Here is a 22544-nt window from a genome sequence, read left to right as displayed (position 1 = left end):
CGGTTACTTCAGGCTGATCGTGGTGTTGACGCCATGGCTCAGCGTCTCGTCGTCGAACCAGCGCGCGGTGACGGTCTTGGTCTGCGTGTAGAACAGCACCACCTGCTTGCCGTACGGACCCAGGTCGCCCAGCTTGGAGGCGCGCGAACCGGTGAACGAGAACAGCGGTACCGGCACCGGGATCGGCACGTTGATGCCGACCTGGCCGACGTCGATGTCTTCCTGGAACCGGCGTGCTGCGGCGCCGGACTGGGTGAACAGCGCGGTGCCGTTGCCGTTCGGGTTGCTGTTGACCATGGCGATGGCCTCATCCAGCGTTTCCGCTTCGAGGATGACCAGCACCGGCCCGAAGATTTCTTCCTGGTAGATGCGCATGTCGGTGGTAACACCGGCAAAGATGGTCGGGCCAACGAAATTGCCCTTCTCGAAACCATCGACCTGCGGCTTGCGGCCATCCAGCACCAGCTTGGCACCCTGCTCCACGCCCGAAGCGATCAGGCCTTCGACGCGATCACGGGCGCTGCAGGAAATGACCGGGCCGACGTCGGTGCCGGCGACCGTGCCACCGCTGACCTTCAGGGTCTTGGCCTTTTCGACCAGGTCCTGCACCCAACCGCGCGCTTCACCGACCAGCACCAGGGTGGAGGCGGCCATGCAGCGCTGGCCCGCCGCACCGAAGGCCGCGCCGACCATCGCATTGAGGGTCTGCTCCTTGTTGGCGTCCGGCAGCACCACGGCGTGGTTCTTGGCGCCCATCATGCACTGCACGCGCTTGCCGGCCAGCGATGCGCGGTTGTACACGTGGGTACCGACGCGGGTGGAACCGACGAACGACACCGCCTTGATGTCCGGGTGGTCGCAGATGGCGTTGACCACTTCCTCGCCACCGTGGACCACGTTCAGCACGCCCTTGGGAATGCCCGCTTCCAGCGCCAGTTCGACCAGGCGCATGGTGACCATCGGGTCCTGCTCGGACGGCTTGAGGATGAAGGTGTTGCCGGTGGCAATGGCCATCGGGAACATCCACAGCGGAATCATCGCCGGGAAGTTGAACGGAGTGATGCCTGCGCACACGCCCAGCGGCTGCATGATCGAGTAGGTGTCCACGCCGTTGGCCACGTTGTTGGCCAGTTCGCCCAGCTGCAGGTTGCCGATGGCGGCGGCGTGCTCGACCACTTCCAGACCGCGGAACACATCGCCTTCGGCATCCGGCAGGGTCTTGCCCTGTTCGGCGGTGAGGATGTGCGCCAGCTCGCTCATGTTTTCGCGGATCAGCTGCTGGTACTTCAGGAAGATGCGCGCGCGGGTACCGATCGGGGTCTTGCGCCAGGTCTTGAAGGCTTCCTTGGCGGCAGCCACGGCGGCATCGACTTCACCCGTGGTGGCGAACGGCACCTGGGCCAGCACGTCCTGGGTGGCCGGGTTGATCACGTCCTGCCAGTGGGAGGTGGCCGATTCAACGAACTGGCCATCGATCAGCATGCGGATACGGGGCGCTGCAACAGTCATGACGACAATCCACGGGGTGCGAAAGATGCTTGGCATTATTCACAGGCAACGCCTCGATTTCCGGCCTGAATCCGCTTAATCTGGCCAATGCCCGCCACGATTCCTGTTAATTCTGTGAATTATTCAGCCCCCCAGCGCCAGCTCGGCCTGCGTCTGCTGCGCCTGCGCGAGCAGCGCGGCTACAGCCAGGCCGAGCTTGCCCGCGCCCTGGGGCTGTCGGCCAGCTACCTGAACCAGATCGAGCGCAACAAGCGCCCGCTGACGCCTGCGGTGCAGAAGAAGCTGGGCGAGGTGTTGGGCGATGTTTCCACCCTGTTCGACGACGATGAGCCCGCCGCGCTGCAGGAGTCGCTGGGCGAGACCCTGCGCGATCTGGGCCTGGCCGACGTCAGCGCCACCGAACTGCGCGCGCTGGCCGGCAACCTGCCGCAGGTCAGCCGCGCGCTGCTGGACCTGCATCGCCGCCATCTGGCGCTGCGCGAGCATGCCGCCGCGCTGGAGTTCCAGTTGGGCGAGCCGGGCGCGGGCAGCACGTTGCCGGCCGGCGACCAGGTGCGCGAGTTCTTCAACCGCATGCACAACCACATCCCCGAGCTGGACGAACTGGCCGAGCAGTTGTTCGCCGAATGGGGGCTGGCGCCAGGACACGTGGCGCCACGGCTGCGCCAGCTGCTGGCCGACCGCCACGGGGTGCTGGTGGAAGTGGCTGCACTGCAGGCCGGGCGCGAGAAGCGCCAGTACGATGCCGGCAGCCGTACGCTGTGGCTGCCCGACTATCTGGAGCCGGGCCAGCAGGCGTTCCAGATGGCGGTCGAGCTGGCGCTGCGCGGCTACCTGCCGCAGATCGATGCGGTGATCGCGCGCACCGGCTTCACCGACGAGGCCCGCATCGCACAGGCGCGTATCGGCCTGTCCAACTATTTCGCCGGTGCGCTGGTGATGCCGTACATGCGCTTCCTGCGCGCGGCCGAGGCCAGCGGCTATGACATCGAGCTGCTGGCGCATCAGTTCGGTGTGGGATTCGAGGCGGTCTGCCATCGGTTGAGCACGCTGGCGCGACGCAGTGCGCCCGGCCTGCCGTTCTTCTTCATCCGCGTGGACCGCGCGGGCAATGTGTCCAAGCGCCACTCGGCCACCGATTTCCACTTCTCGCAGGTGGGTGGTTCGTGTCCGTTGTGGATCGTCTACGAGGCCTTCAACCAGCCCGGACGCATCCTCACCCAGACCGCGCGCATGCCCGATGGGCGGCGCCACTTCTGGCTGGCGCGACAGGTCAGCAGCGGCCCGGTGGGACACGGCCAGCCACGCAAGACCTTCGCGGTGGCACTGGGGTGTGACCTGCAGCATGCCGATCGGCTGGTGTATTCGCTGGGGCTGGACGTGCAGAGCCCGGGCAATTCGGTGTCGATCGGGCCGGGCTGCCGGGTGTGCCCGCGCGAGGACTGCATGCAGCGCGCGTTTACCCAGTTGCCGGGGCGGTAGGGGGCGGCCCGGCAGGGCTGCGCCCTGCACCTGCTTCAATCCAAGGCAACAGCAAAAGCAACAGCGGGCATTCCGTGGGATGGCGGGGTGGCATGGCCTGCTTTTGGTGGGTGTCGACCTTGGTCGACACGGTAGATCCACGCCATGCGTGGATGCTCTTCGACGAATTGTCGAAATATTCGATTTCGATGGGGATTCATCCACGCATGGCGTGGATCTACTAAACCTTCCGCGCGTAGGCTGCATCCCATTGCATTGCCTGCCCTGGAGATGCCCCATGTGCCTGTTGCGTTCTTGCCTGGCCTTGCTGCTCGCTGCTGTCGCTGCACCGGCATGGGCGACCTTTTCCATTGCCGCCTGCAACGAAGCCGGTGACTGCGGGGTGGCTGTCGCCACGCACAACCTCGCCGTCGGCGGTGTCGGCGTGCAGTGGGCGCAGGCGAAGGTCGGCGCGGTCGCCAGCCAGTTCGAAACCAACCCGACCTACGGCTCGAAGGGGCTGGCGCTGCTGGCCGAAGGTCGCACGCCGGCACAGGTGCTCAAGCAGTTGCTGGACGAGGATGGCGACTTCGATGGCACCACCATCGCCGAGCGCCAGGTCGGGCTGGTCAGTGCGCGAGGCGGCAACGCGCAGTACACCGGCGCGACCGCGCAGCGGGCCGATTGGGCCGGTGCCGTTGGCGAGGGCAAGGTAAGCGTGCAAGGCAACGGACTGGCCGGGCCGGACGTGCTGGCGGCGATGCAACGCGCGTTTACGACCACCCACGGTGCGCTTGCCGCGCGCCTGCTGGCAGCGCTGGAAGCGGGACAAGCGGCGGGTGGACAACGCAGCGGGCAATGGTCGGCGGCATTGCTGGTGCGCACGCCTGGCGGCGACTGGCAGGACACCGACCTGCGCGTGGATGCCGACCCGCGTGCCGTGGCGCGCCTGCGCGAGCTGTACGACATGCGGCTTTCGAATGAAGCGATCATCCGCGCCGAACAGCAGTGGGAAAAGGGCGACGTGGCCGGCGCACATGCGTCGCTGGCCACCTCGCTGGCGCTGGCGCATGGTTGGGACCGGACATGGGCACGCGCGGCGCGGCTGGCGATATCGCACGATGAAACCGCATTGGCCCGCGAGTACCTGGCGGGATTGCGCGCGCTCAACCCGGAATGGGTGAAGCAGGAATTGGCCTTGCCGTTGTATGCGCCATTGCGCGGCGATGCAGTGGTCGAGGCGTGGCGATAGCCAACGGTAGCGCCGGGCCATGCCCGGCGAACGCAGCGGCGCACCGCGATCAATAGATCGGCGTCACCTTCATCTGTGGCAACGGCCGTGGCGAGCCGTCGGTGAGGTCGGGGCCAAGGTCATCCCAGCTGCGGCCCTGTTCCACCATCAGCCCCCACAGCTGCTGCGACGCCAGCCGCTTGTCTTCCGAACCCAGCTTGTACGACGGCGGTGGCGGCGTGCCGGTGGCCACCATCGCATAGGCCGCGCGATAGGCCAGCACCTGCTGCGCCGGATCATCGGTGCGCGATATCTCCAGCGTGTAGCGCTGGTAAGCCGAGGCCAGGTTGCGCCAACGAATCCAGTAATGGTTCTCGAACGAGAACGAACAGAAGCGCGCACCCGCGAGGCTGCCCTTGTCGGCGATGCGGGTCAGCACCTCCTGTGGCATGTCCAGGTTCATGCCACCCTCGTCGCCCTGCAGGCTCACATGCACGATGCGGTCGCGATACCCCGGCGCACGCGCCTGCAGCAGGTCGCGCCAGTTCTGCATGGTGGCCACCACCGCGAACAGGAAGCGGCCCAGCTCACCGGCCGCCAGCGGCGTGGCGATGGACTGGTAATGTCGCTGCCATCCATGCCGGTTTTCGGTGGGCAGGAACACCGCGCGTTCCAGCGCCTGGCGGTTGTCGCTCTCGCGCACCACCGGCTCGGGGCGTTGCGGATAGACCAGGTTGATGGCGAAGGTCGGCCAGCGCGGCAGTGCGGCATCGAACAGGTGGATCGGGAAGTTGCTGCTGATGCCACCGTCGGAGAACCAGCACACCCGGAACGCGGTGATCACCGGACCACAGCCCTGGCCCGCGCTGGTCAGCCCTTCCATGCTGTCGGCCACGTTGTGTCCGGCCTCTCCTGCAGCCGTCGACGTCGGCTCGCAGCGACGTTCGCGACGCGAGGGCTCATGCAGCGGCACCGCGCTGATCAGCAGCGGGAAGCTGAGGCTCATGCGCGTGGCCACCAGTACCGGCAGCGACGCGCCCTGCGGCAGATGGTAGTAGTTGCGGCCTTCAACCTCGCGCGGTGGACCGGCGCGGTCGACCATCCACTGCACCACACTGGCCGGGAACAGCTGCTCGAACTCCTCGCGCAGGAACCAGAACTGCGCCCCGCCCAACGGCAGCGTGCGCGGTTCGTTGTGCGATACGCAGGTGGTGATCATCTGCAGGGTGATCGCATGCGGGCTATCCGGTTCGCCTGCATAGCGCGGCGCGTCGTGCAGATCGGCGAAGGTCAGCGGTGCATCCATCGGCTTGCCCGACAGCTGCTGCAGGCTTTCATGCAGCCATTCGGTCAGCGCCGGCTTGCCTGCATCCCGGCTAAGCCCGCTGCACAGGCCCAGCAGGTTGCGCCGCGCCACCCGAGCCACGCGCAGCGCAGCGGCGGCCACGCCTGCGCCGTAGGCACACAGCAGCGACGGCAGCAGGGTCGCCGCCACGCCGCTCCAGCCACCGCCCCACCAGCCCAGGCCGAGCAGCAGTGCCAACGACACCAGCACTTCCAGCGGCGCGATCTGGAACACCGCGATGGCCAGGCACAGCAGCTTGCGTGGCCAGCCGGCGTTGCCGGTCAGCACCACCAGCAACCGATACGCAGCGCGCGCGCCGGCGGCGGGCTGGAACAGGCTGTAGATGAATCCGCGCCGCGACAGCTGCGCCGACACCGCCGACAGGCCGCCATAGCCGGCGTCGCCAGGCAGCTGTTCGCCCCGTTGCTGGCGCCGGTCGCCATATGCCGCAGCGGCCGCCACGGCAGCGGCGATCGCGCCGGCCGAGGTGCCACCGATGCTCTTGAAGCGGTATTCGCGGGCCAGTGCGAGCACCGCGTTGGGATACACGATGCCGCTGGTGATGCCGCCTTTCATGACCAGATCGCAGTACTTCGCCGCCACGAGCCACCTCCCGTCTGTCGGTGCCCAGTATGGCAAGAGGCACTCTCACAGCCTGAGAAACGCGCCACAGCCCTGCGTTTTCACCGGCCCTTGACCATTGCCGCCAACGCGTCCACCGTGGGCACGCCGAAGGTATCCCTGCCGTGGCTTCGATGGCGGCAGGGATTTAAACGGGAATCCGGTGAAGGCGCCTTGCGCGCCCATTCCGGAGCTGCCCCGCAGCGGTGAATGGAAACGAATCCTGCCAACAGCACTGGGCTCGCGCCTGGGAAGCGGCAGGTAGTAGGTGGGCCAGCCGGCCCGTGTCCATCAGCCCGAATACCGGCCCCGGCCGGGGGACACGACCGTCCCCTGACTCGACCTGGAATCTCCGCGGGGAGGTTGCCGGGGCCGTCGTCGTCCTGCGCGTGCAGGCGATGTGGCCGCGCGCGTCCTGTTCACGGTTTCCGTCCAGACCCGCTGCCCACGCCCAGATGCACCCGACGATGACCGAGCTCCAACGCCCCACCCTGACCCTTCCCGACAACGGCCAGCGCCTGTTGCTGCACTCGTGCTGTGCGCCATGCTCGGGCGAAGTGATGGAGGCGATCACCGCCTCCGGGATCGACTACGCGATCTTCTTCTACAACCCCAACATCCATCCGGTGAAGGAATACGAACTGCGCAAGCAGGAGAACATCCGCTTCGCCGAACAGCACGGCATCCCCTTCATCGACTGCGACTACGACACCGACAACTGGTTCAGCCGTGCGCGTGGCATGGAGAACGAACCCGAGCGTGGCATCCGCTGCACCATGTGCTTCGACATGCGCTTCGAGCGCACCGCGCTGTACGCGCACGAGCACGGCTACGACACCATCAGCTCCTCGCTGGGCATCTCGCGCTGGAAGAACATGGCGCAGATCAACGACTGTGGTGTGCGCGCCGCCTCGCGCTACGAGGGCCTGCAGTACTGGGACTACAACTGGCGCAAGGGCGGCGGTGCCAGCCGCATGATCGAGATCAGCAAGCGCGAGCAGTTCTACCAGCAGGAGTACTGTGGCTGCGTCTACTCGCTGCGCGATGCCAACCGCCATCGTCGCGAGAACGGCCGCGAGCGCATCAGGATCGGCCTGCTGTATTACGGGCAGGACAACGACACCGCCAGCGGCGATTGACGTGCGCGCGAGGGGCGGCCACGCTGGCCGCCCATCTTCCGTTGTGCTGGACCTGCCATGACCGCCCTGCCCGCTGATGTCGCCCTGCTGGTGATCGACCTGCAGCCGGACTTCATGCCCGGTGGCGCCCTCGCCTGCGAACAGGGCGATGCGCTGGTGGCACCGATCAACGCGCTGCTGGCCGAGCGCCGCTACCGCACCGTGGTGGCCACCCAGGACTGGCACCCGGCCAACCATGCCTCGTTCGCCAGCCAGCACCCGGGCCATCTGCCTTTTGAAGCCATCCTGCTGCATGCACAGCCGCAGACCCTGTGGCCGGACCACTGCGTGCAGGGCAGCACCGGCGCCGCCCTGCACCCCGGCGTGGACTGGACCGTGGCCGACCTGATCCTGCGCAAGGGCAGCCGCCAGCAGGTGGATTCCTACAGTGCCTTCCGCGAGAACCACGGCCCGGACGGCACGCGCCCGGCCACCGGGCTGGCCGGCTGGCTGCACGAACGCGGCATCCGCGAGGTGCACGTGTGCGGGCTGGCCCGCGACTACTGCGTGCTGTGGAGCGCGCAGGACGCGGTGAAGTCGGGTTTCCGGGTGAAATTCCTGTGGGAGCTGACCCGGCCGGTGACCGAGGCCAATGACGGCATGGTGCGCGAAGCCCTGGCGAAGGCGAGGATCGCGATCCTGTAGGCAGCGTGTCGCCTCTGCCGCTTGTGCGCCTGATTCGCCCCCTGCAGAATCGAGCCCATCCAGCCCTCCAAGTACGCCCCCCAACAGATCGCGGGACGGCCGAACCGAGGGCTTTTTCATTGGACGAAGCCAGGAGGGCAACGGTATGCCGACGGCAGTTCTCATTGATGGCGGCTATTTCATCAAACGCTTTCGCCGCATCGAGCCCCACAACGCCTACAACGCTCAACGCGCCGCCGAGGTCGCTCACCGATGGGCCATCGCCCATCTGAAGCATGCAAGTGGCGAGCAACGCGATCTCTATCGCATCTTCTTCTACGATTGCCCGCCGCTGCGCAAGAAGATGCACAACCCGATTTCGGGGCTGTGCATCGACTACTCGCGATCCGACGAAGCACTGTTCAGATCCAGCCTGCACGAGGCGCTGAAGCAGAAGCGGAAGGTCGCCCTGCGTCTTGGCCACCTCACCGACTTCAGTTCGTGGACGACCGGATCGCGAACCTTCGACGACCTGCTCAAGGGCAAGCGGACCTTCGGCGATCTTCAAGCCGATGAGCTGCAACCGGATGTGCGACAGAAAGGCGTGGACATGCGCATCGGCATCGACATTTCCTCACTCGCCCTCAAGCGCCAGGTCCGCCAGATCATCCTGATGGCCGGCGATGCCGACTTCGTGCCCGCCGCGAAGCTCGCCCGGCGTGAAGGGGTCGATTTTGTATTGGATCCGATGTGGTCATCCATTCCCAAAGGGCTGATGGAACATATCGATGGCGTGCGTTCCACCTGTCCCAGGCCAGTCCAGCAGCAGCAGCGGGCGCATCGTGGGCAGTTGCCGGGCTCCATCCCGGGCACTGCCCGCGTTACCTGAACACCACCGTGCGGTGCCCGTTGAGCAGGATGCGGTGCTCCACATGCCGGCGTACCGCCCGCGCCAGCACCTGCGATTCGGTATCGCTGCCCAGCCGTACCAGTTCGCGCGGGGTCATCGCGTGGTCCACGCGGGCCACGTCCTGTTCGATGATCGGGCCTTCGTCCAGGTCTTCGGTGACGTAGTGCGCGGTGGCGCCGATGATCTTGACCCCGCGCGCGTGCGCCTGGTGGTACGGCTGCGCGCCCTTGAAGCTGGGCAGGAAGCTGTGATGGATGTTGATCGCCCTGCCCGCCAGCGCACGGCACAGCGTGGGTGAGAGAATCTGCATGTAGCGCGCCAGCACCACCAGGTCGATGCGCTCGCGCTCGACCAGATCGATGATCTGCTGTTCCTGCGCCGCGCGCGTGTCGGCGTTCACCGGCAGGTGGTGGAACGGCACCTGGTAGGACGCTGCCAGTGCTGCGAAGTCGGCATGGTTGGAGGCCACCGCAGCGATGTCCACCTTCAACTGGCCGCTGTGGGCACGGAACAGCAGGTCGTTCAGGCAATGGCCCTGCTTGCTGACGAGCACCAGCAGGCGCGGCCGGCGGCGGCCATCATGCAGCTGCCAGTCCATGCCGAAGTCCGCGGCCAGTGCGGCCATCGCCGCGTGCACGGTGTCCAGCGGCAGGCCCGCATCGCGGTCGAAGTGCACGCGCAGGAAGAAGCGACCGCTCTCCTCATCGCCGAACTGCTGGGCGTCGAGGATGTTGCAGCCGTGGTCGAACAACAGGCCCGACACGCGGTAGACGATGCCGGTACGGTCGGGACAGGAGAGAGTGAGGATGGAATCGGGGCGCATCGCCGGAGTGTAGGGCAGCCCACTCCCGTGGTGCACGATGCTGTCAAATGCAACCATCAGTCAGAGGCAAGGCGCAGAGCGCGCATGATTGGAGAAACTTCCTCCCCCGCACCTCGCCAACCGGTTCCAGTTTCAATGATCCGACCCTCGCGAACAAGGTGAAAGACCGGAGTCTGCTGACGGTCAAAAGCCGCCCACCTCTTGTCCATGTACATCACGCTCATCGGCAGCTCAGGATGAAGTCCATTCCATTCGGCGATGCTATCGCCGGCCCAGTGCGGGCCATTGGGCACTACCAACACCAGCTTAGCGCGGAGCCCCTGATAGGCAGGTTGGGCGACAATGTTCTGCAGAGCTCTTCGTGAGTGGCCACAACGCGGATGAACGATGGCAACAACCTGGTCTCCGCTCAGCCGTATCGAATCACGAACGAGGGAACCGTCAGCCTGGACAGCGTACACGGGCAGGCCGGGCGGGAAGCGGCCCGGAAAAACCCGCGGAATCGCCGGGACATTGCTGAGCCACTGGCGACGCAACCGTTCTGCTTGGGCAAAATCCCCCCTTGCCACATGTAGTCCTATCAGCCTGCGATGATGCTCAGCGCCGGCGGTGCCGCGCTCGACCAACAGGCCGTACTGTGCCAACGCATTGCGCAGCGGTTCGGCATCCGGTACGTAGTTGGCGAACAGCGCTGCAGCCTTGAACTGGTCCTCAATGACGCGGTCCTTGTTTCTGCAGCCGACCGCACGTGATGCCCTGCGACCCGCAACGTAGATGTGCGACAGCGCCTCGATGCGGTCACGTGCAGATGCATTCAGCGTTGTCGCCTCCGCCTTCAACAGCTGTGTGTAGGTATCGGCCTTACATATGGATACAGGGCTGATACTGGACGCAGCTCCTAGAACAAGCATCCATTCGAGGAGCAGCATGCGCGCTCAACAACCCGACATGCAGACGAACTCTGTGGACTCTCTGCACGTGGCACGGGCGACACATCGATATCCCATGTGATCCTCCACGAGCTCACCGGATTGGACATACGAGCGGTGGATATCGAGATCAACCTCATTCTCGACACGCAACCCTGGCATCAGCCGGAGTGTGCGTTCGGCACCGAACAGCGACAGCAGCCGGTGGGCTTGACTGTAGCTCAGCTCGTTGGCGATGGCTTCCGTCGAGTAGCCAACCAGGCCGTTCTCGTTGAATGACAGCGAGGTCAGGAACTGCTCCAGCCCGTCCACGGACAGGAGCGTCAGCGGCGAATCCACGGGGATCACGGCGAGGTAGCTGTCCAGGCGCGCTGCGCTGGATATCTGCGCGTTCTTCTGCGCGACGAGCACCTGCTCACGTACTGATTCCCGCACACCATCGCCCGTCTGGGCGGAAGCGGCAGCGGCAGCGGCAGCGGCAGCGGAGTAGGCAAGCACCAGTGCAAACAAAGAGACGCGCGTGCAGTTCTGCATGATGAACTCCTGTATGCGGCGAACGTGCCGTGGTCAGCGTAGTGCGGGGCGTTGCGGCAGGATTGTGCGTCCGGTCTCGCAACGCCTGCATTGCAACAATTCCTATGCCACCGGCCGCCGGGGTTCGCGGGCAAAGCGGCGCTTGGGACAGACCCAAGCGATACTTGGCCTTCCGCATGGCAAGCTGGTCGGTCATGAACCTGTTGCAGCTCATCCGCAGCTTCACCCGCACCGCAGAGACCGGCAGCATTGCCGCTGCGGCGCGCACCCTTGGCATCAGCGCCACCGCCGTGGGCCAGAACATCAACCGGCTGGAAGCCCACCTGGGCGTCCGCCTGCTGAACCGCAGCACGCGTCAGCTGGCGCTGAGCGAAGCCGGCACGGTGTACCTGGCGCAGGTGCGGCATATCGAAGCCGACCTGGCGCGCGCGCAGGCGATGGTGACCGCCGGCGACGTGGAGCCGGCCGGGCCCCTGCGCATCGCCAGCAGCAGCGCGTTCGGCCGGCACGTGCTGGCACCGCTGCTGCCCTCATTGCAGCAGCGGTACCCGCAGCTGCAGCTGGAGCTGCGCCTGACCGATCGCGCCGTGCAGCACGGTGCCGAGGCGGTGGATGCCAGCATCCGCATCGGCGCGCAGCTGGAGGACGGGCTGGTGGCACGTCCACTGGCGCGCATCCCGTTCGTTTTCTGCGCCTCGCCGGCGTACCTGCAGGCGCACGGCACGCCGCTGCAACCGGCGCAGCTGGCCGCCCATCGCGGCCTGCTGCATCGCTTTCCCACCGATGGCCGGCCACTGCGCTGGGGCCTGCTGAAGGACGGCGAGCGGGTGGATGCCGCGCTGCCGCCGAGCATGGTCTGCGATGACATCGACGCGCTGGCCGAGCTGGCCGCCGCCGGTGCCGGCATCACCCGGCTGGCGGCGTTCGTGGCCGAGCCCTACCTGCGCGATGGTCGCCTGCAATGCGTGTTCGGTTGCGGCACCGACTGGCAGCCGGAACCGATGGACGTCTACTTCTGCGTGAGCGACCGCCGCGATTTCACCGCCAAGATCCGCGCGCTGTTCGAGCACCTGCAGGCCGGCCTGCCGCCGGCCTGGCAGGTGTAGTGCTCAGCGCGGGCTGAACACGCCGCGTGCGTCGCGCGGTTCGCAGCGCAGGTACTGCGGTGCCGGCACCACGCTGTCGCCCAGTGCAGCAGCGGCATGCCACGGCCAGCGCGGGTCGTACAGGATGCCGCGGGCCAGCGCGATGGCATCGGCCTGGTTGTGCCGCAGGATCGATTCGGCCTGCTCCGGCTCGGTGATCATGCCCACCGCGATCACCGGCATGCGCACCTTCTTGGCCTTGATCGCCGCCGCGAACGGCACCTGGTAGCCCGGGCCAACACTGATCTTCTGGCGCTCGTGCAGGCCGCCGCTGGACACATGCAGGAAATTGCAGCCGCGCGCGTCCAGCACCTGTGCCAGCGCCTCGCTCTGCACGATGTCCCACCCCCCCTCGACCCAGTCGCTGGCGGAGATGCGCACGCCTACGGCGACCTTGTCCGACACTGCGGCACGCACCGCGTCGAACACTTCCACCAGCATCCGCAGGCGGTTCGGCAGCGAGCCGCCGTAGCCATCGGTGCGGCGGTTGCTCAGCGGCGACAGGAACTGATGCAGCAGATAACCGTGCGCGGCGTGGATCTCGATCAGCTCGAAGCCCAGGCGCTCGGCGCGCACCGCACTGGCGGCGAAAGCGGCAACGACTTCGGCGATACCGGCCTCGTCCAGTTCCTGCGGTGCCGGATCGGCGGCATGGAACGGCAGCGGCGAGGGGGCCACGGTCGCCCAGCCCCGGGCATCATCGGCCGGCAGCTGGCCACCGCCGTCCCAGGGACGATTCACCGACGCCTTGCGGCCCGCATGGCCCAGCTGCACGCCCAGCGGCATCGGCGACCAGCGGCGGACGCTGGCCAGCACCTGCGCCAGGGCCGCTTCGGTGCCGTCATCCCACAGGCCCAGATCGGCCCAGCTGATGCGGCCGCGCGCTTCGACCGCGGTGGCCTCCAGGATCAGCAGGCCCGCGCCGGACTGCGCCAGGTTGCCCAGATGCATGGCATGCCAGTCGCTGGCGCGGCCGTCTTCGGCGGAGTACTGGCACATCGGCGCGACGACGATGCGGTTGGACAGGGTCAGGGGGCCGAAGGAGATCGGCGAAAACAGCTGGCTCACGGCAGTGGGGGGTGTACCAAAGGGGGTGCGTATTGCACCGCTGTGCGGCCGATAGATCAACCGTGTGGGTGGATCGCTGTTTCGTGGGGGCGCGTTGTGGGTAGCGCCGGGCCACGCCCGGCGAGCGCACAGCGCGGCAGCCCGTTTCCGCCGGGCATGGCCCGGCGCTACCCGATGACGAACCCAGCCAGCGCCTCGGCGCAGTCGCGCTCGTCCTTGAACTGCAGCAGGTCGTCGGCACGGGTGCGGCCACGGTTCAGCGCGGCCACCGGCAGACCCGCCTTGGCCGCGGCCTGCACGAAGCGGAAGCCGGAATAGACCATCAGCGAGGAACCCACCACCAGTACTGCATCCGCCTGCTGCAGGTGCTCATGCACCGCAGCCACGCGTTCACGCGGCACGTTTTCGCCGAAGAACACTACGTCCGGCTTCAGCAGGCCACCGCAGTGCGGGCAGTCGGGCACCGCAAACGCGGAGAAGTCGGTTTCCAGATCGGCGTCGCCGTCCGGCGCGATACCGGCCTGCAGCAATTCCCAGCCGGGATTGGCCTGCAGCAGCCGCTGCTGGAACGCCTCACGCTCGCTGCGGCGTTCGCAGCCCATGCAGCGCACCAGGTCCAGGCGGCCATGCAGGTCGATCACGTTCTGGCTGCCCGCGCGCTGGTGCAGGCCATCCACGTTCTGGGTCAGCAGCACCTGTAGCTTGCCGCTGTCCTCCAGTGCGGCCAGCGCCTGGTGGGTGCCATTGGGCCGGGCCTGGCCGAAGCGCGGCCAGCCCAGCAGGCTGCGCGCCCAGTAGCGCTGGCGGGTGGCGGCCTCGCCCATGAAGGCCTGGTAGGTCACCGGCGGCGTGCGCTTCCACTGGCCATCGGCATCGCGGTAATCGGGGATGCCCGAGGCGGTGCTGCAGCCGGCGCCGGTCAGCACGAACAAGCGCTGGGCGCGGTCGATGAAGTCGGTGAGCGGCGGGGTCATGGCAGCCAGATGGGGGCGCACCGGCGCCCCCGCAAGCATCGGCTCAGGCCGCCGGCGCGCCGGGCAGCTGCGGCACGGTCACCGGGTGGCCATCGTCGCCCAGGGCGATCATCACGAAGTGGCCACGGGTGCACAGCTTGCGCTCGCCGCTGTGCAGGTCCTCGGCGATCAGCTCCACCTCGACCTTCATCGAGCTGCGGCCGACCTCGACGATGCGGCCGATCGTTTCCACCATCTGGCCGATGCGGATCGGCAGCTTGAAATCGACCTGGTCGCTGCGCGCGGTCACCACGGTGCGGCGCGAATAGCGGGCGGCGGCGAGGAAGGCGGCCTTGTCCATCCATGCCAGGGCCTGGCCACCGAACAGGGTGCCCATGTGGTTGGTGTGGTTGGGAAAGACGATTTCGGCCATGCGCACTTCGGTCGGCGGCACGGTCTCGGGGATGGGGGTCATGGGGGCGGTTCGGGTGTGGGGTGAGACGGATTTTAAGGCAGGTGGTGTGCAGGCGGCGCTACACTTCGGCACCCCCCACTGCGTGAACCCACCATGCCCGCCACGTCCGACCTGCTGGCCTTCGCCCTTGTCTCGCTGGCCATGGTGCTGACGCCCGGGCCGAACATGATCTACGTGATCTCGCGCTCGATCTGCCAGGGCCGCATGGCCGGGCTGATCTCGCTGGGCGGGGTGGCGCTGGGCTTCGTGTTCTACATGCTGTGCGCGGCGCTGGGCATCACCGCGCTGCTGATGACCGTGCCGTTCGCCTACGACGCGCTGCGCATCGGCGGCGCGCTGTACCTGCTGTACCTGGCGTGGCAGGCGCTGAAGCCCGGCGGCCGCTCGCCGTTTGCGGTGCGTGACCTGCCGGTGGACGGCCCACGCAAGCTGTTCGCGATGGGTTTCCTGACCAACGTGCTGAACCCCAAGGTCGCGGTGATGTACCTGTCCCTGCTGCCGCAGTTCCTGCACCCGGACAGCGAGGGCAGCGTGCTGATGCAGTCGCTGGTGCTGGGCTCCACCCAGCTGCTGGTCAGCGTGAGCGTGAACGCGGTAATCGCGATAATGGCCGGAAGCATCGCCGGCTTCCTGTCTGCGCGCCCCACCTGGCAGGCGGTGCAACGGTGGTTCATGGGCACGGTGCTGGCCGGCCTGGCCGTGCGCATGGCGGTGGATGGGCGGCGGTAGCGGTAGGCCATGCCCGGCGGAATGCGCACGGCACCATGAATAACCTTCCGCGCTGCGCGCTCGCCGGGCGTGGCCCAGCGCTACCGTAAAAACGAAAAACCCCGGCGTTGGCCGGGGTTTTCGCGACAGGCCTGATTGGATCGATCAGAAGTTCATGTCGAAGGCGACTTCGCCCTTCACGCCCACCTGGTAGGCCGAGGCGCGGCGTTCGAAGAAGTTGGTCAGTTCCTGCACGTCCTGCAGTTCCATGAAGCTCAGCGGGTTGCGCACGTTGTACTTGCGCTCCATGCCCAGGCGATGGAAATGGTTGTCGGCGCAGTGCTGCAGGTACTGGCGCATATCACGGGTGGAAATGCCAGCCACGCCACCGGACAGCACGTCCTCGGCGAACTGCACTTCGCACTCGATGGCCTCGGCCAGCATGTCATAGACATCCTGCTTCATCTTGTCGTCGAACAGGTCCGGCTCTTCCTCGCGGATCACGTCCACGCACTCGAAGGCGAACTCCATGTGCGCGCTTTCGTCGCGGAACACCCAGTTGGTGCCCGAAGCCAGGCCGTTGAGCAGGCCGCGCGAACGGAAGTAGTACACGTAGGCGAAGGCGGCGAAGAAGAACAGGCCTTCGATGCACGCCGCGAAGCAGATCTGGTTGAGCAGGAACTGACGACGCTCTTCGCGGGTCTCGATGCGCTTCAGGTCCTGGATCGAATCGATCCACTTGAAGCAGAAATCGGCCTTCTTCTTGATCGAGTCGATGTTCTCCACCGCGGCGAAGGCTTTGACGCGCTCGTCCGGATCCGGCAGGTAGTTGTCCAGCAGGGTCAGGTAGAACTGCACGTGCAGCGCTTCTTCATACAGCTGGCGCGACAGGTACATGCGCGCTTCGGGTGCGTTCAAGTGCTGGTACAGGTTCAGCACCAGATTGTTGGACACGATCGAATCGCCGGTGGCGAAGAAGGCGACCAGGCGGTGGATCAGGTGGCGCTCGCCCGGCGACATCTTGCTGTGCAGGTCGCTGATGTCGATCTGGAAGTTGATCTCTTCCACCGTCCAGGTGTTCTTGATCGCATTCCGGTACATGTCATAGAACTGCGGGTAGCGCATCGGGCGCAGGGTCAGTTCAAAACCGGGATCGAGCAGCATCTGCTTGGGCTTGTCGGCCATGGGTGTTTCCTTGTCTTCTCGGGTCAAAACGCCGGGCATGGCCCGGCGCTACCTTGGTATTTCCGTAGTCGGGCAGCAGTGCCGACCAACGGTCGGCACCCACCGCGCGTTAATCCACCGCGCGGTGTTACTGGCAGGCTTCGCAGGCTTCCGGGTTCTCCAGCGAGCAGGCGATGGCCTCCTCCGGGCTGAACACCTTTTCCGGCGCAACGCTGGCCGTGTGGCTGACAGTGGTCTTGGCGATCTTGGTGGCCGGACGCGAACGCAGGTAGTAGGTGGTCTTGATGCCCTGCTTCCAGGCGTACATGTACATGGAGGACATCGCGCCGATGCTCGGGCTTTCCATGAACAGGTTGAGCGAGGCGGACTGGTCGATGAAGGCACCACGGTCGGCGGCCATGTCGATCAGCGAACGCATCGGCAGTTCCCATGCGGTGCGGTAGACGTGGCGCAGCGTTTCCGGAATCTGGGTGATGGCCTGGATCGAACCGTCGGCCAGCTTGATTGCATCGCGCATTTCCGGGGTCCAGTGGCCCAGCTTCTTCAGCTCGTTCACCAGGTAACGGTTCACCTGCAGGAAATCACCGGACAGGGTCTCGCGCTTGAACAGATTGGACACCTGCGGTTCCACGCACTCGTAGCAGCCGGCGATGGAGGCGATGGTGGCGGTCGGGGCGATCGCGATCATCAGCGAGTTGCGCAGGCCGTGTTCCTTGATGCGTTCACGCAGGGCATCCCAGCGCGCGGCATCGTCCGGCACCACGTTCCAGGCATCGAACTGCAGCTCGCCGCTGGCCGCACGGGTGTCGGCGAAGGACGGGTGCTTGCCGCGCTCCTGGGCCAGTTCGACCGAGGTTTCCAGCGCGTGGAAGTAGATGGTCTCGGCAATCTTCTTCGACAGCGCGCGGGCTTCGGCGCCATCGAACGGCAGGCGCTTGCGGAAGAACACGTCCTGCAGGCCCATGCAGCCCAGGCCGACCGGGCGCCAGCGCAGGTTGCCGCGGCGCGCCGATTCGATCGGGTAGAAGTTCAGGTCGATCACGCGGTCCAGCTGGCGCACGGCCAGGCGCACGGTGTCGGCCAGCTTGTCGAAATCGAACTCGCCGTTGCCGTCGAAGTGGTTGCCCAGGTTGATCGAACCCAGGTTGCACACCGCGGTTTCTTCAGCCGAGGTGACTTCCAGGATCTCGGTGCACAGGTTGGACAGGTGGATCACGTTGCCGGCGCGCAGGGTCTGGTTGCTGGCGCGGTTGCACTTGTCCTTGAAGGTCATCCAGCCGTTGCCGGTCTCGGCCAGGGTGCGCATCATCCGCGAGTACAGCTTGCGCGCGGAGATGGTGCGGTTGGCCTTGCCCTGCGCTTCGGCCTGCAGGTAGGCGGCCTCGAAGGCTTCGCCGAACAGGTCGGTGAACTCGGGCACCACGCGCGGATCGAACAGCGACCATTCCTGGTCCGACTCGACACGCTTCATGAACAGGTCCGGGATCCAGTTGGCCAGGTTCAGGTTGTGCGCACGACGCGATTCGTCGCCGGTGTTGTCACGCAGCTCGAGGAAGTCTTCGATGTCGGCGTGCCAGGTTTCCAGGTACACACAGGCCGCGCCCTTGCGCTTGCCACCCTGGTTCACCGCTGCCACCGACGAATCCATGGTCTTCAGCCACGGCACGATGCCATTGGAATGGCCGTTGGTCGACTTGATGAGCGAGCCACGCGAACGCACGCGGGTGTAGCTGACGCCGATGCCGCCGGAGAACTTCGACAGCTGGGCGATGTCGCCGTACTTGGAGTAGATCGATTCCAGCGAATCCTGCGGCGAGTCCAGCAGGAAGCACGAGGACAGCTGCTCGTGGGTGGTGCCGGAGTTGAACAGGGTCGGGCTGGACGGCAGGTAGTCCAGGTTGCCCATGCGCTTGTACAGCGCCAGGGTTTCCGGCACATCCTCGCTCAGCGCGCTGGCGATGCGCAGGAAGAACTGCTGCGGGGTCTCGATCACCTTGCGGGTGTGCGGGTGGCGCAGCAGGTAGCGGTCGTACAGGGTACGCAGGCCGAAGTAATCGAAGTTCAGGTCCAGCGAGATGTCGATGGCATCGTTGAGCTTGCGTGCGTTGGTCTGCACGAAGTTCAGCAGGCGGTCGTTGATCAGGCCCACTTCGTGGCCACGACCCACCGACTGCGAGAACGCGTGGATTTCCTGGTTGGACACTTCCTTGGCGATGAAGTTGGCCAGCAGGCGCGCGGCCAGGCGGCCGTATTCGGGTTCTTCGCCGATCAGCAGCGCCGCGGTGCGGATGGACAGTTCGTCCAGCTCCTGGGTGGTGGCGCCGTTGTACAGGCCGGAAATGGTGCGGGTGGCCACACGCATCGGATCGACGGCGTGCAGGCCCTCGGAGGAACGCTGCACCGCGCGGACGATCTTGTTCAGATCCACCAGCTCGGTCGTGCCATTGCGCTTGGTCACACTCATCGCGTTGGACGTCGGCGGCGACGTCAACAGGAATTCGCTTTCCTTCTCGATGGTGGCGCTGGTCTCGGTGGTCACGGCGTGTGTCCTCTTGGCGTGATGGATGGTGGCTCGGAGCATCGGGTGACGCGGCCCGGGACATGACAGCCCAGGGTGGCAGACCGGTGTCGCAGGAATTGAGACCCTGCGCCTGTGGCTGCCGCTGGCAGTGCTGACCGGTGCCGCTGCGGGCATGGAGGGCGTATCACCGGAGGGTCCGGCGATCCATTCCATGGACCCGGCGGCTTGGGGTCCCCACAACCGACAGCCACAAGATAGTGGGGGTAGTTGGGTCCGTCAACGCCAAATGTAGTGAAATTCGGCAATCCCTTGCGCCGCAAGGATCGTGCCATCGGCGCCCGGTTTGGACGCTTTGGACCTGCTGGAACGGGCTGCGCAGTCAAGCCCGAAACACGTCATCGCGGTGGCAATCAGCGCCCCACCAGCGGAACGATGACAGCTTCACATGACAGGACCACGCAGGCGAGGGACAAGTCTGTGGATAGGTGGTGGGCAGACAGTGGGCAGCCGGTGGACGGGGCAGCATCAGGTAGTGCCGGCCGCTGGCCGGCAGCCCATGACCTGCGGAAGCACCAGGCGTCACGCCCGGTGCGGGGTACCCAGGTACTCGGCGCTCTGCATTTCGATCAGGCGCGAGGCCGTACGCTCGAACGCGCCCTGCAGCCGGGTACCGGTGTACAGCTCGACCGGCGAGGTGCTGGCGGTGCAGACCAGGTTGACGTGGCGGTCGTACAGCTCGTCGATCAGGTTGACGAAGCGGCGCGCGGCATCCTCGTTCAGGCGATCGAAGGCCGGAATGCCCCCCAGCAGCACGGTGTTGAACTCGTGCGCGATCTCGATGTAGTCCGACGGCCCGCGCGGGCCTTCACACAGGGCGGCGAAGTCGAACCAGGCAATGCTCTTGCCGCGCGCGCGCACCGGAATCTTGCGGCTCTCGATTTCGATGTTGCCCGCCTTGGCCGGCTGGCCACCGCTCAACTCGCCCCAGCGCGTGGCCAGCCAGGTGTCACTGTCGGCGGCCAGCGGCGCGCGGTACACCGGCGAACGGGTCAGCGCGCGCATGCGGTAGTCCTCGGTGCCTTCGGCGTACAGCTCCACGCAGTAGCGCTGCAGCAAGCCGATGGCCGGCATGAAGCTCTCGCGCTGCAGACCGTTGAGGTACAGGTTTTCCACCGCCGTGTTGGAGGTGGTGACCAGGGTCACGCCCTCGGCGAACATCCGCTCCAGCAGGCGCGCCAGCAGCATGGCATCGCCGATGTCGGTGACGAAGAATTCGTCCAGCACCAGCACGCGCAGGTTGCTGCGCCATTCCTGGGCGATCTTCGCCAGCGGATCGCTCTGGCCCTGGTGCTCGCGCAGGCGCTCATGCACGCTGCGCATGAACCGATGGAAGTGGGTGCGGTACTTCTGCTTGATCGGCAGGCCGTCGTAGAACAGGTCGACCAGGAAGGTCTTGCCGCGGCCGACGCCGCCCCAGAAGTACAGGCCCTTGACCGGCTCGGGTTTCTTCCAGAAGGAGGACAGGCGGTCCAGCCAGCCGTCCTCGGCGCTGTCCACCAGGGCCAGATGGATCCGGTCCAGCTCGGCCAGGGCCGCATGCTGGGCCGGGTCGTTCTGCCAATCGCCGCGTTCCACCCCGGCCGCGTAGCGCTGCGTCGGGGTCAGTTCCGCCTCGCTCATGCCGCCGTGCCCAGCCAATGCTTGACGCCGTGGGTGAGCGCGCCGCGCAGGTCGATCAGCTTGCGGTGGAAGAAGTGGCTGGTTTCGGGCATGCGCACCAGTTCATGCGGGGCATCGAGGGTGTCCAGCCACTGGTACACGGCCTGCGGGTCGACGATTTCATCCTGCTCGCCCTGGATCACCAGCCAGCGGGCCGGCGGCGCGATGCCATCGAAGTCCCAACGGCCCGCCGGCGGCGCGATCGAGATCAGCGCTTCGGGCTGCAGCTCGGCGGCAGCCTTCAGCGAAACGAATGCGCCGAAGCTGAAACCGGCCAGCCACAGGCGGTCGTCCGGGCGCTGCTGGCGGACCCAGGCGGTGACGGCCTTGAGGTCCTCCTGCTCGCCCACGCCATGGTCGAATTCACCGGCAGAGCCGCCGACGCTGCGGAAGTTGAAGCGCACCGTGGCAATGCCCAGCTCGCGCAGGGTGGTGGCGGTCATGGTGACCACCTTGTTGTGCAGGGTGCCGCCTTCGGTGGACAGCGGATGGCAGATGATGGCCACGATCGGCTGCACCGGCACATCGGCCTTGGGCAGGTCGACGAGCACTTCCAGCGGGCCAACCGGGCCCTCCAGTGCAATGCAGGCGGTTTCGCCGGGGGCGACGGGGAACGAGGGCGTGTGCATGGCACCATGATAGCGTCCCCCGCCGCTGCCCTGTGCCCGCCCCATGCTCTACCTGTCCCTGGCCGTGATCTGCAGTGTGCTGGTTTCGGTGTTGTTGAAGCTGGCTGGCCGTCGCCAGCTGGACGTTGCGCAGATGGTGACCTGGAACTACCTGGTGGCCGCGACGATGACGGCGGTGGTGCTGCAGCCGCCACTGGACGCACTGCGCGGACCGCATGCGCCGTGGCTGTCATTGCTGGCGCTGGCGGTGGTGCTGCCCTCGATCTTCCTGGTGCTGGGCCGCGCGGTGGCGGTGGCCGGCATCGTCCGCAGTGATGTGGCGCAGCGGTTGTCGCTGCTGCTGTCGCTGGCGGCGGCGTTCCTGTTCTTTGGCCAGAGCGCCAGTACGTGGAAGCTGGTGGGGCTGGGCCTGGGCCTGCTGGCGATGGTGGCCATCAGCCTGCGTCCGCGCGGCCCTGCAGTGGCCGCTTCCGCCGGCGGCTGGGGCTGGCTGCTGGGTGTGTGGGCCGGGTTCGCGGTGGTCGACGTGCTGCTCAAGCAGGTGGCGCTGTCGGGCACACCGTCGATGGCGGCGGTGCTGGCCAGTTTCAGCGTGGCCTTCGTGCTGATGCTGGCGCTGCAGTTGTGGCGGCATTTCAGTGGGCGCAGCCGCCTGGCCTGGCGCAACCTGGGTGCGGGTGCACTGCTGGGCCTGCTCAACGGCGGCAACATTCTTTTCTATGTGCATGCGCACCAGTCGATGCCGGACAGCCCGGCCACCGTGTTCGCCGGCATGAACATCGGCGTGGTGGTGCTGGGTGCGCTGGTTGGCGTATTCGCCTTCGGCGAGCCTATGAGCCGGTGGAACCGCCTCGGACTGGCGCTGGCGGTAGTCGCGATCACCCTGATCGCGCTGGGTTGATGCGCACAGTTCGCGCCGTTGCCGATAGCCGGTGCAGAAGATTCCGATCCTGCTGCGCATTTCGATTGATACGTT

At 66.4% G+C, this 22544-nt stretch carries 20 protein-coding genes and 1 riboswitch; of the genes, 8 read left to right on the top strand and 12 right to left on the bottom strand.

The genetic code is table 11. From position 1 onward, the window contains the following. Positions 1 to 3 precede the first annotated feature (3 nt). Positions 4 to 1509, bottom strand: coding sequence for a CoA-acylating methylmalonate-semialdehyde dehydrogenase (locus CLM74_RS01180; RefSeq protein ID WP_025875748.1), 1506 nt, complete (start codon positions 1507 to 1509; stop codon positions 4 to 6). 114 nt (positions 1510 to 1623) lie between these two features. Here CLM74_RS01180 and CLM74_RS01175 point away from each other — a divergent pair, with 114 nt between their 5' ends. Further along, on the top strand, positions 1624 to 2991 hold the full coding sequence (locus tag CLM74_RS01175) for a short-chain fatty acyl-CoA regulator family protein (RefSeq protein WP_025875750.1): 1368 nt from the start codon (positions 1624 to 1626) through the stop codon (positions 2989 to 2991). Positions 2992 to 3268: 277 nt separating this feature from the next. Further along, on the top strand, positions 3269 to 4222 hold the full coding sequence (locus tag CLM74_RS01170) for a DUF1028 domain-containing protein (protein ID WP_105163265.1): 954 nt from the start codon (positions 3269 to 3271) through the stop codon (positions 4220 to 4222). A gap of 49 nt (positions 4223 to 4271) precedes the next feature. Here the strand turns inward: CLM74_RS01170 and CLM74_RS01165 are convergent, their stop codons facing one another. Next, on the bottom strand, positions 4272 to 6122 hold the full coding sequence (locus CLM74_RS01165) for a patatin-like phospholipase family protein (RefSeq protein ID WP_199776066.1): 1851 nt from the start codon (positions 6120 to 6122) through the stop codon (positions 4272 to 4274). A gap of 154 nt (positions 6123 to 6276) precedes the next feature. Next, positions 6277 to 6494, top strand: a riboswitch (cobalamin riboswitch). A 140-nt stretch (positions 6495 to 6634) separates the two neighbouring features. Between CLM74_RS01165 and CLM74_RS01160 the strand changes: the two genes are divergently transcribed. The 3 genes from CLM74_RS01160 (at position 6635) to CLM74_RS01150 (ending at position 8858) form a co-directional block, all read left to right on the top strand. Further along, positions 6635 to 7306: an epoxyqueuosine reductase QueH gene (locus CLM74_RS01160; RefSeq protein ID WP_025875757.1), complete on the top strand. Its 672-nt coding sequence runs from the start codon at positions 6635 to 6637 to the stop codon at positions 7304 to 7306. Between the two features lie 57 nt (positions 7307 to 7363). Then, positions 7364 to 7990: a bifunctional nicotinamidase/pyrazinamidase gene (gene pncA / locus CLM74_RS01155; RefSeq protein ID WP_032978166.1), complete on the top strand. Its 627-nt coding sequence runs from the start codon at positions 7364 to 7366 to the stop codon at positions 7988 to 7990. 145 nt (positions 7991 to 8135) lie between these two features. Further along, on the top strand, positions 8136 to 8858 hold the full coding sequence (locus CLM74_RS01150) for an NYN domain-containing protein (RefSeq protein ID WP_033832766.1): 723 nt from the start codon (positions 8136 to 8138) through the stop codon (positions 8856 to 8858). Here the strand turns inward: CLM74_RS01150 and purU are convergent. Genes purU through CLM74_RS01135 form a run of 3 tightly spaced genes read right to left on the bottom strand, consistent with a single transcriptional unit; the run spans position 8851 to position 11165 of the window. Continuing rightward, a complete protein-coding gene (purU, locus tag CLM74_RS01145) occupies positions 8851 to 9702 on the bottom strand; it encodes a formyltetrahydrofolate deformylase (protein WP_093820901.1) in 852 nt (283 codons plus the stop codon). The two genes, CLM74_RS01150 and purU, sit on opposite strands and share 8 nt — an antisense overlap. Positions 9703 to 9758: 56 nt before the next feature. Next, positions 9759 to 10631: a hypothetical protein gene (locus tag CLM74_RS01140; RefSeq protein ID WP_105163263.1), complete on the bottom strand. Its 873-nt coding sequence runs from the start codon at positions 10629 to 10631 to the stop codon at positions 9759 to 9761. A gap of 6 nt (positions 10632 to 10637) precedes the next feature. After that, the gene (locus tag CLM74_RS01135) at positions 10638 to 11165 is read right to left on the bottom strand and encodes a hypothetical protein (RefSeq protein WP_099786249.1); all 528 of its coding nucleotides are present in this window, start codon (positions 11163 to 11165) and stop codon (positions 10638 to 10640) included. Positions 11166 to 11359: 194 nt separating this feature from the next. Between CLM74_RS01135 and CLM74_RS01130 the strand changes: the two genes are divergently transcribed. Continuing rightward, positions 11360 to 12271: a LysR family transcriptional regulator gene (locus CLM74_RS01130; RefSeq protein ID WP_025875767.1), complete on the top strand. Its 912-nt coding sequence runs from the start codon at positions 11360 to 11362 to the stop codon at positions 12269 to 12271. A gap of 3 nt (positions 12272 to 12274) precedes the next feature. Here the strand turns inward: CLM74_RS01130 and CLM74_RS01125 are convergent, their stop codons facing one another. From CLM74_RS01125 to CLM74_RS01115, 3 genes are all read right to left on the bottom strand, one after another. Further along, positions 12275 to 13378 carry an NADH:flavin oxidoreductase/NADH oxidase gene (locus CLM74_RS01125; protein WP_105163262.1) on the bottom strand — a complete coding sequence of 368 codons (1104 nt, stop codon included), beginning with the start codon at positions 13376 to 13378 and terminating at the stop codon, positions 12275 to 12277. 167 nt (positions 13379 to 13545) lie between these two features. Then, on the bottom strand, positions 13546 to 14352 hold the full coding sequence (locus CLM74_RS01120; RefSeq protein ID WP_025875771.1) for an NAD-dependent protein deacetylase: 807 nt from the start codon (positions 14350 to 14352) through the stop codon (positions 13546 to 13548). Positions 14353 to 14395: 43 nt separating this feature from the next. After that, on the bottom strand, positions 14396 to 14806 hold the full coding sequence (locus tag CLM74_RS01115) for an acyl-CoA thioesterase (protein WP_025875773.1): 411 nt from the start codon (positions 14804 to 14806) through the stop codon (positions 14396 to 14398). A 93-nt stretch (positions 14807 to 14899) separates the two neighbouring features. Between CLM74_RS01115 and CLM74_RS01110 the strand changes: the two genes are divergently transcribed. Beyond that, positions 14900 to 15535 carry a LysE family translocator gene (locus tag CLM74_RS01110; protein ID WP_032978156.1) on the top strand — a complete coding sequence of 212 codons (636 nt, stop codon included), beginning with the start codon at positions 14900 to 14902 and terminating at the stop codon, positions 15533 to 15535. Positions 15536 to 15679: 144 nt separating this feature from the next. On the opposite strand, the gene CLM74_RS01105 is transcribed toward CLM74_RS01110, so the two are convergent. The 4 genes from CLM74_RS01105 to CLM74_RS01090 form a co-directional block, all read right to left on the bottom strand. Beyond that, positions 15680 to 16699: a ribonucleotide-diphosphate reductase subunit beta gene (locus tag CLM74_RS01105; protein WP_025875781.1), complete on the bottom strand. Its 1020-nt coding sequence runs from the start codon at positions 16697 to 16699 to the stop codon at positions 15680 to 15682. Positions 16700 to 16826: 127 nt separating this feature from the next. Further along, complete coding sequence (locus tag CLM74_RS01100; RefSeq protein ID WP_105163261.1) at positions 16827 to 19238, bottom strand: ribonucleoside-diphosphate reductase subunit alpha; 2412 nt, start codon at positions 19236 to 19238, stop codon at positions 16827 to 16829. 561 nt (positions 19239 to 19799) lie between these two features. Further along, complete coding sequence (gene zapE, locus CLM74_RS01095) at positions 19800 to 20900, bottom strand: cell division protein ZapE (RefSeq protein WP_032978151.1); 1101 nt, start codon at positions 20898 to 20900, stop codon at positions 19800 to 19802. Beyond that, the gene (locus CLM74_RS01090; RefSeq protein ID WP_025875785.1) at positions 20897 to 21568 is read right to left on the bottom strand and encodes an alpha/beta fold hydrolase; all 672 of its coding nucleotides are present in this window, start codon (positions 21566 to 21568) and stop codon (positions 20897 to 20899) included. The genes zapE and CLM74_RS01090 overlap by 4 nt, the downstream gene beginning before the upstream one ends. 43 nt (positions 21569 to 21611) lie before the next feature. Here CLM74_RS01090 and CLM74_RS01085 point away from each other — a divergent pair, with 43 nt between their 5' ends. Then, a complete protein-coding gene (locus tag CLM74_RS01085) occupies positions 21612 to 22469 on the top strand; it encodes a membrane protein (RefSeq protein WP_032978146.1) in 858 nt (285 codons plus the stop codon). Positions 22470 to 22544: the final 75 nt, after the last annotated feature.

The organism is Stenotrophomonas sp. MYb57 (assembly GCF_002966815.1).
Lineage (GTDB): Bacteria > Pseudomonadota > Gammaproteobacteria > Xanthomonadales > Xanthomonadaceae > Stenotrophomonas > Stenotrophomonas indicatrix.
This window is presented reverse-complemented; position numbering and strand designations above follow the sequence as displayed.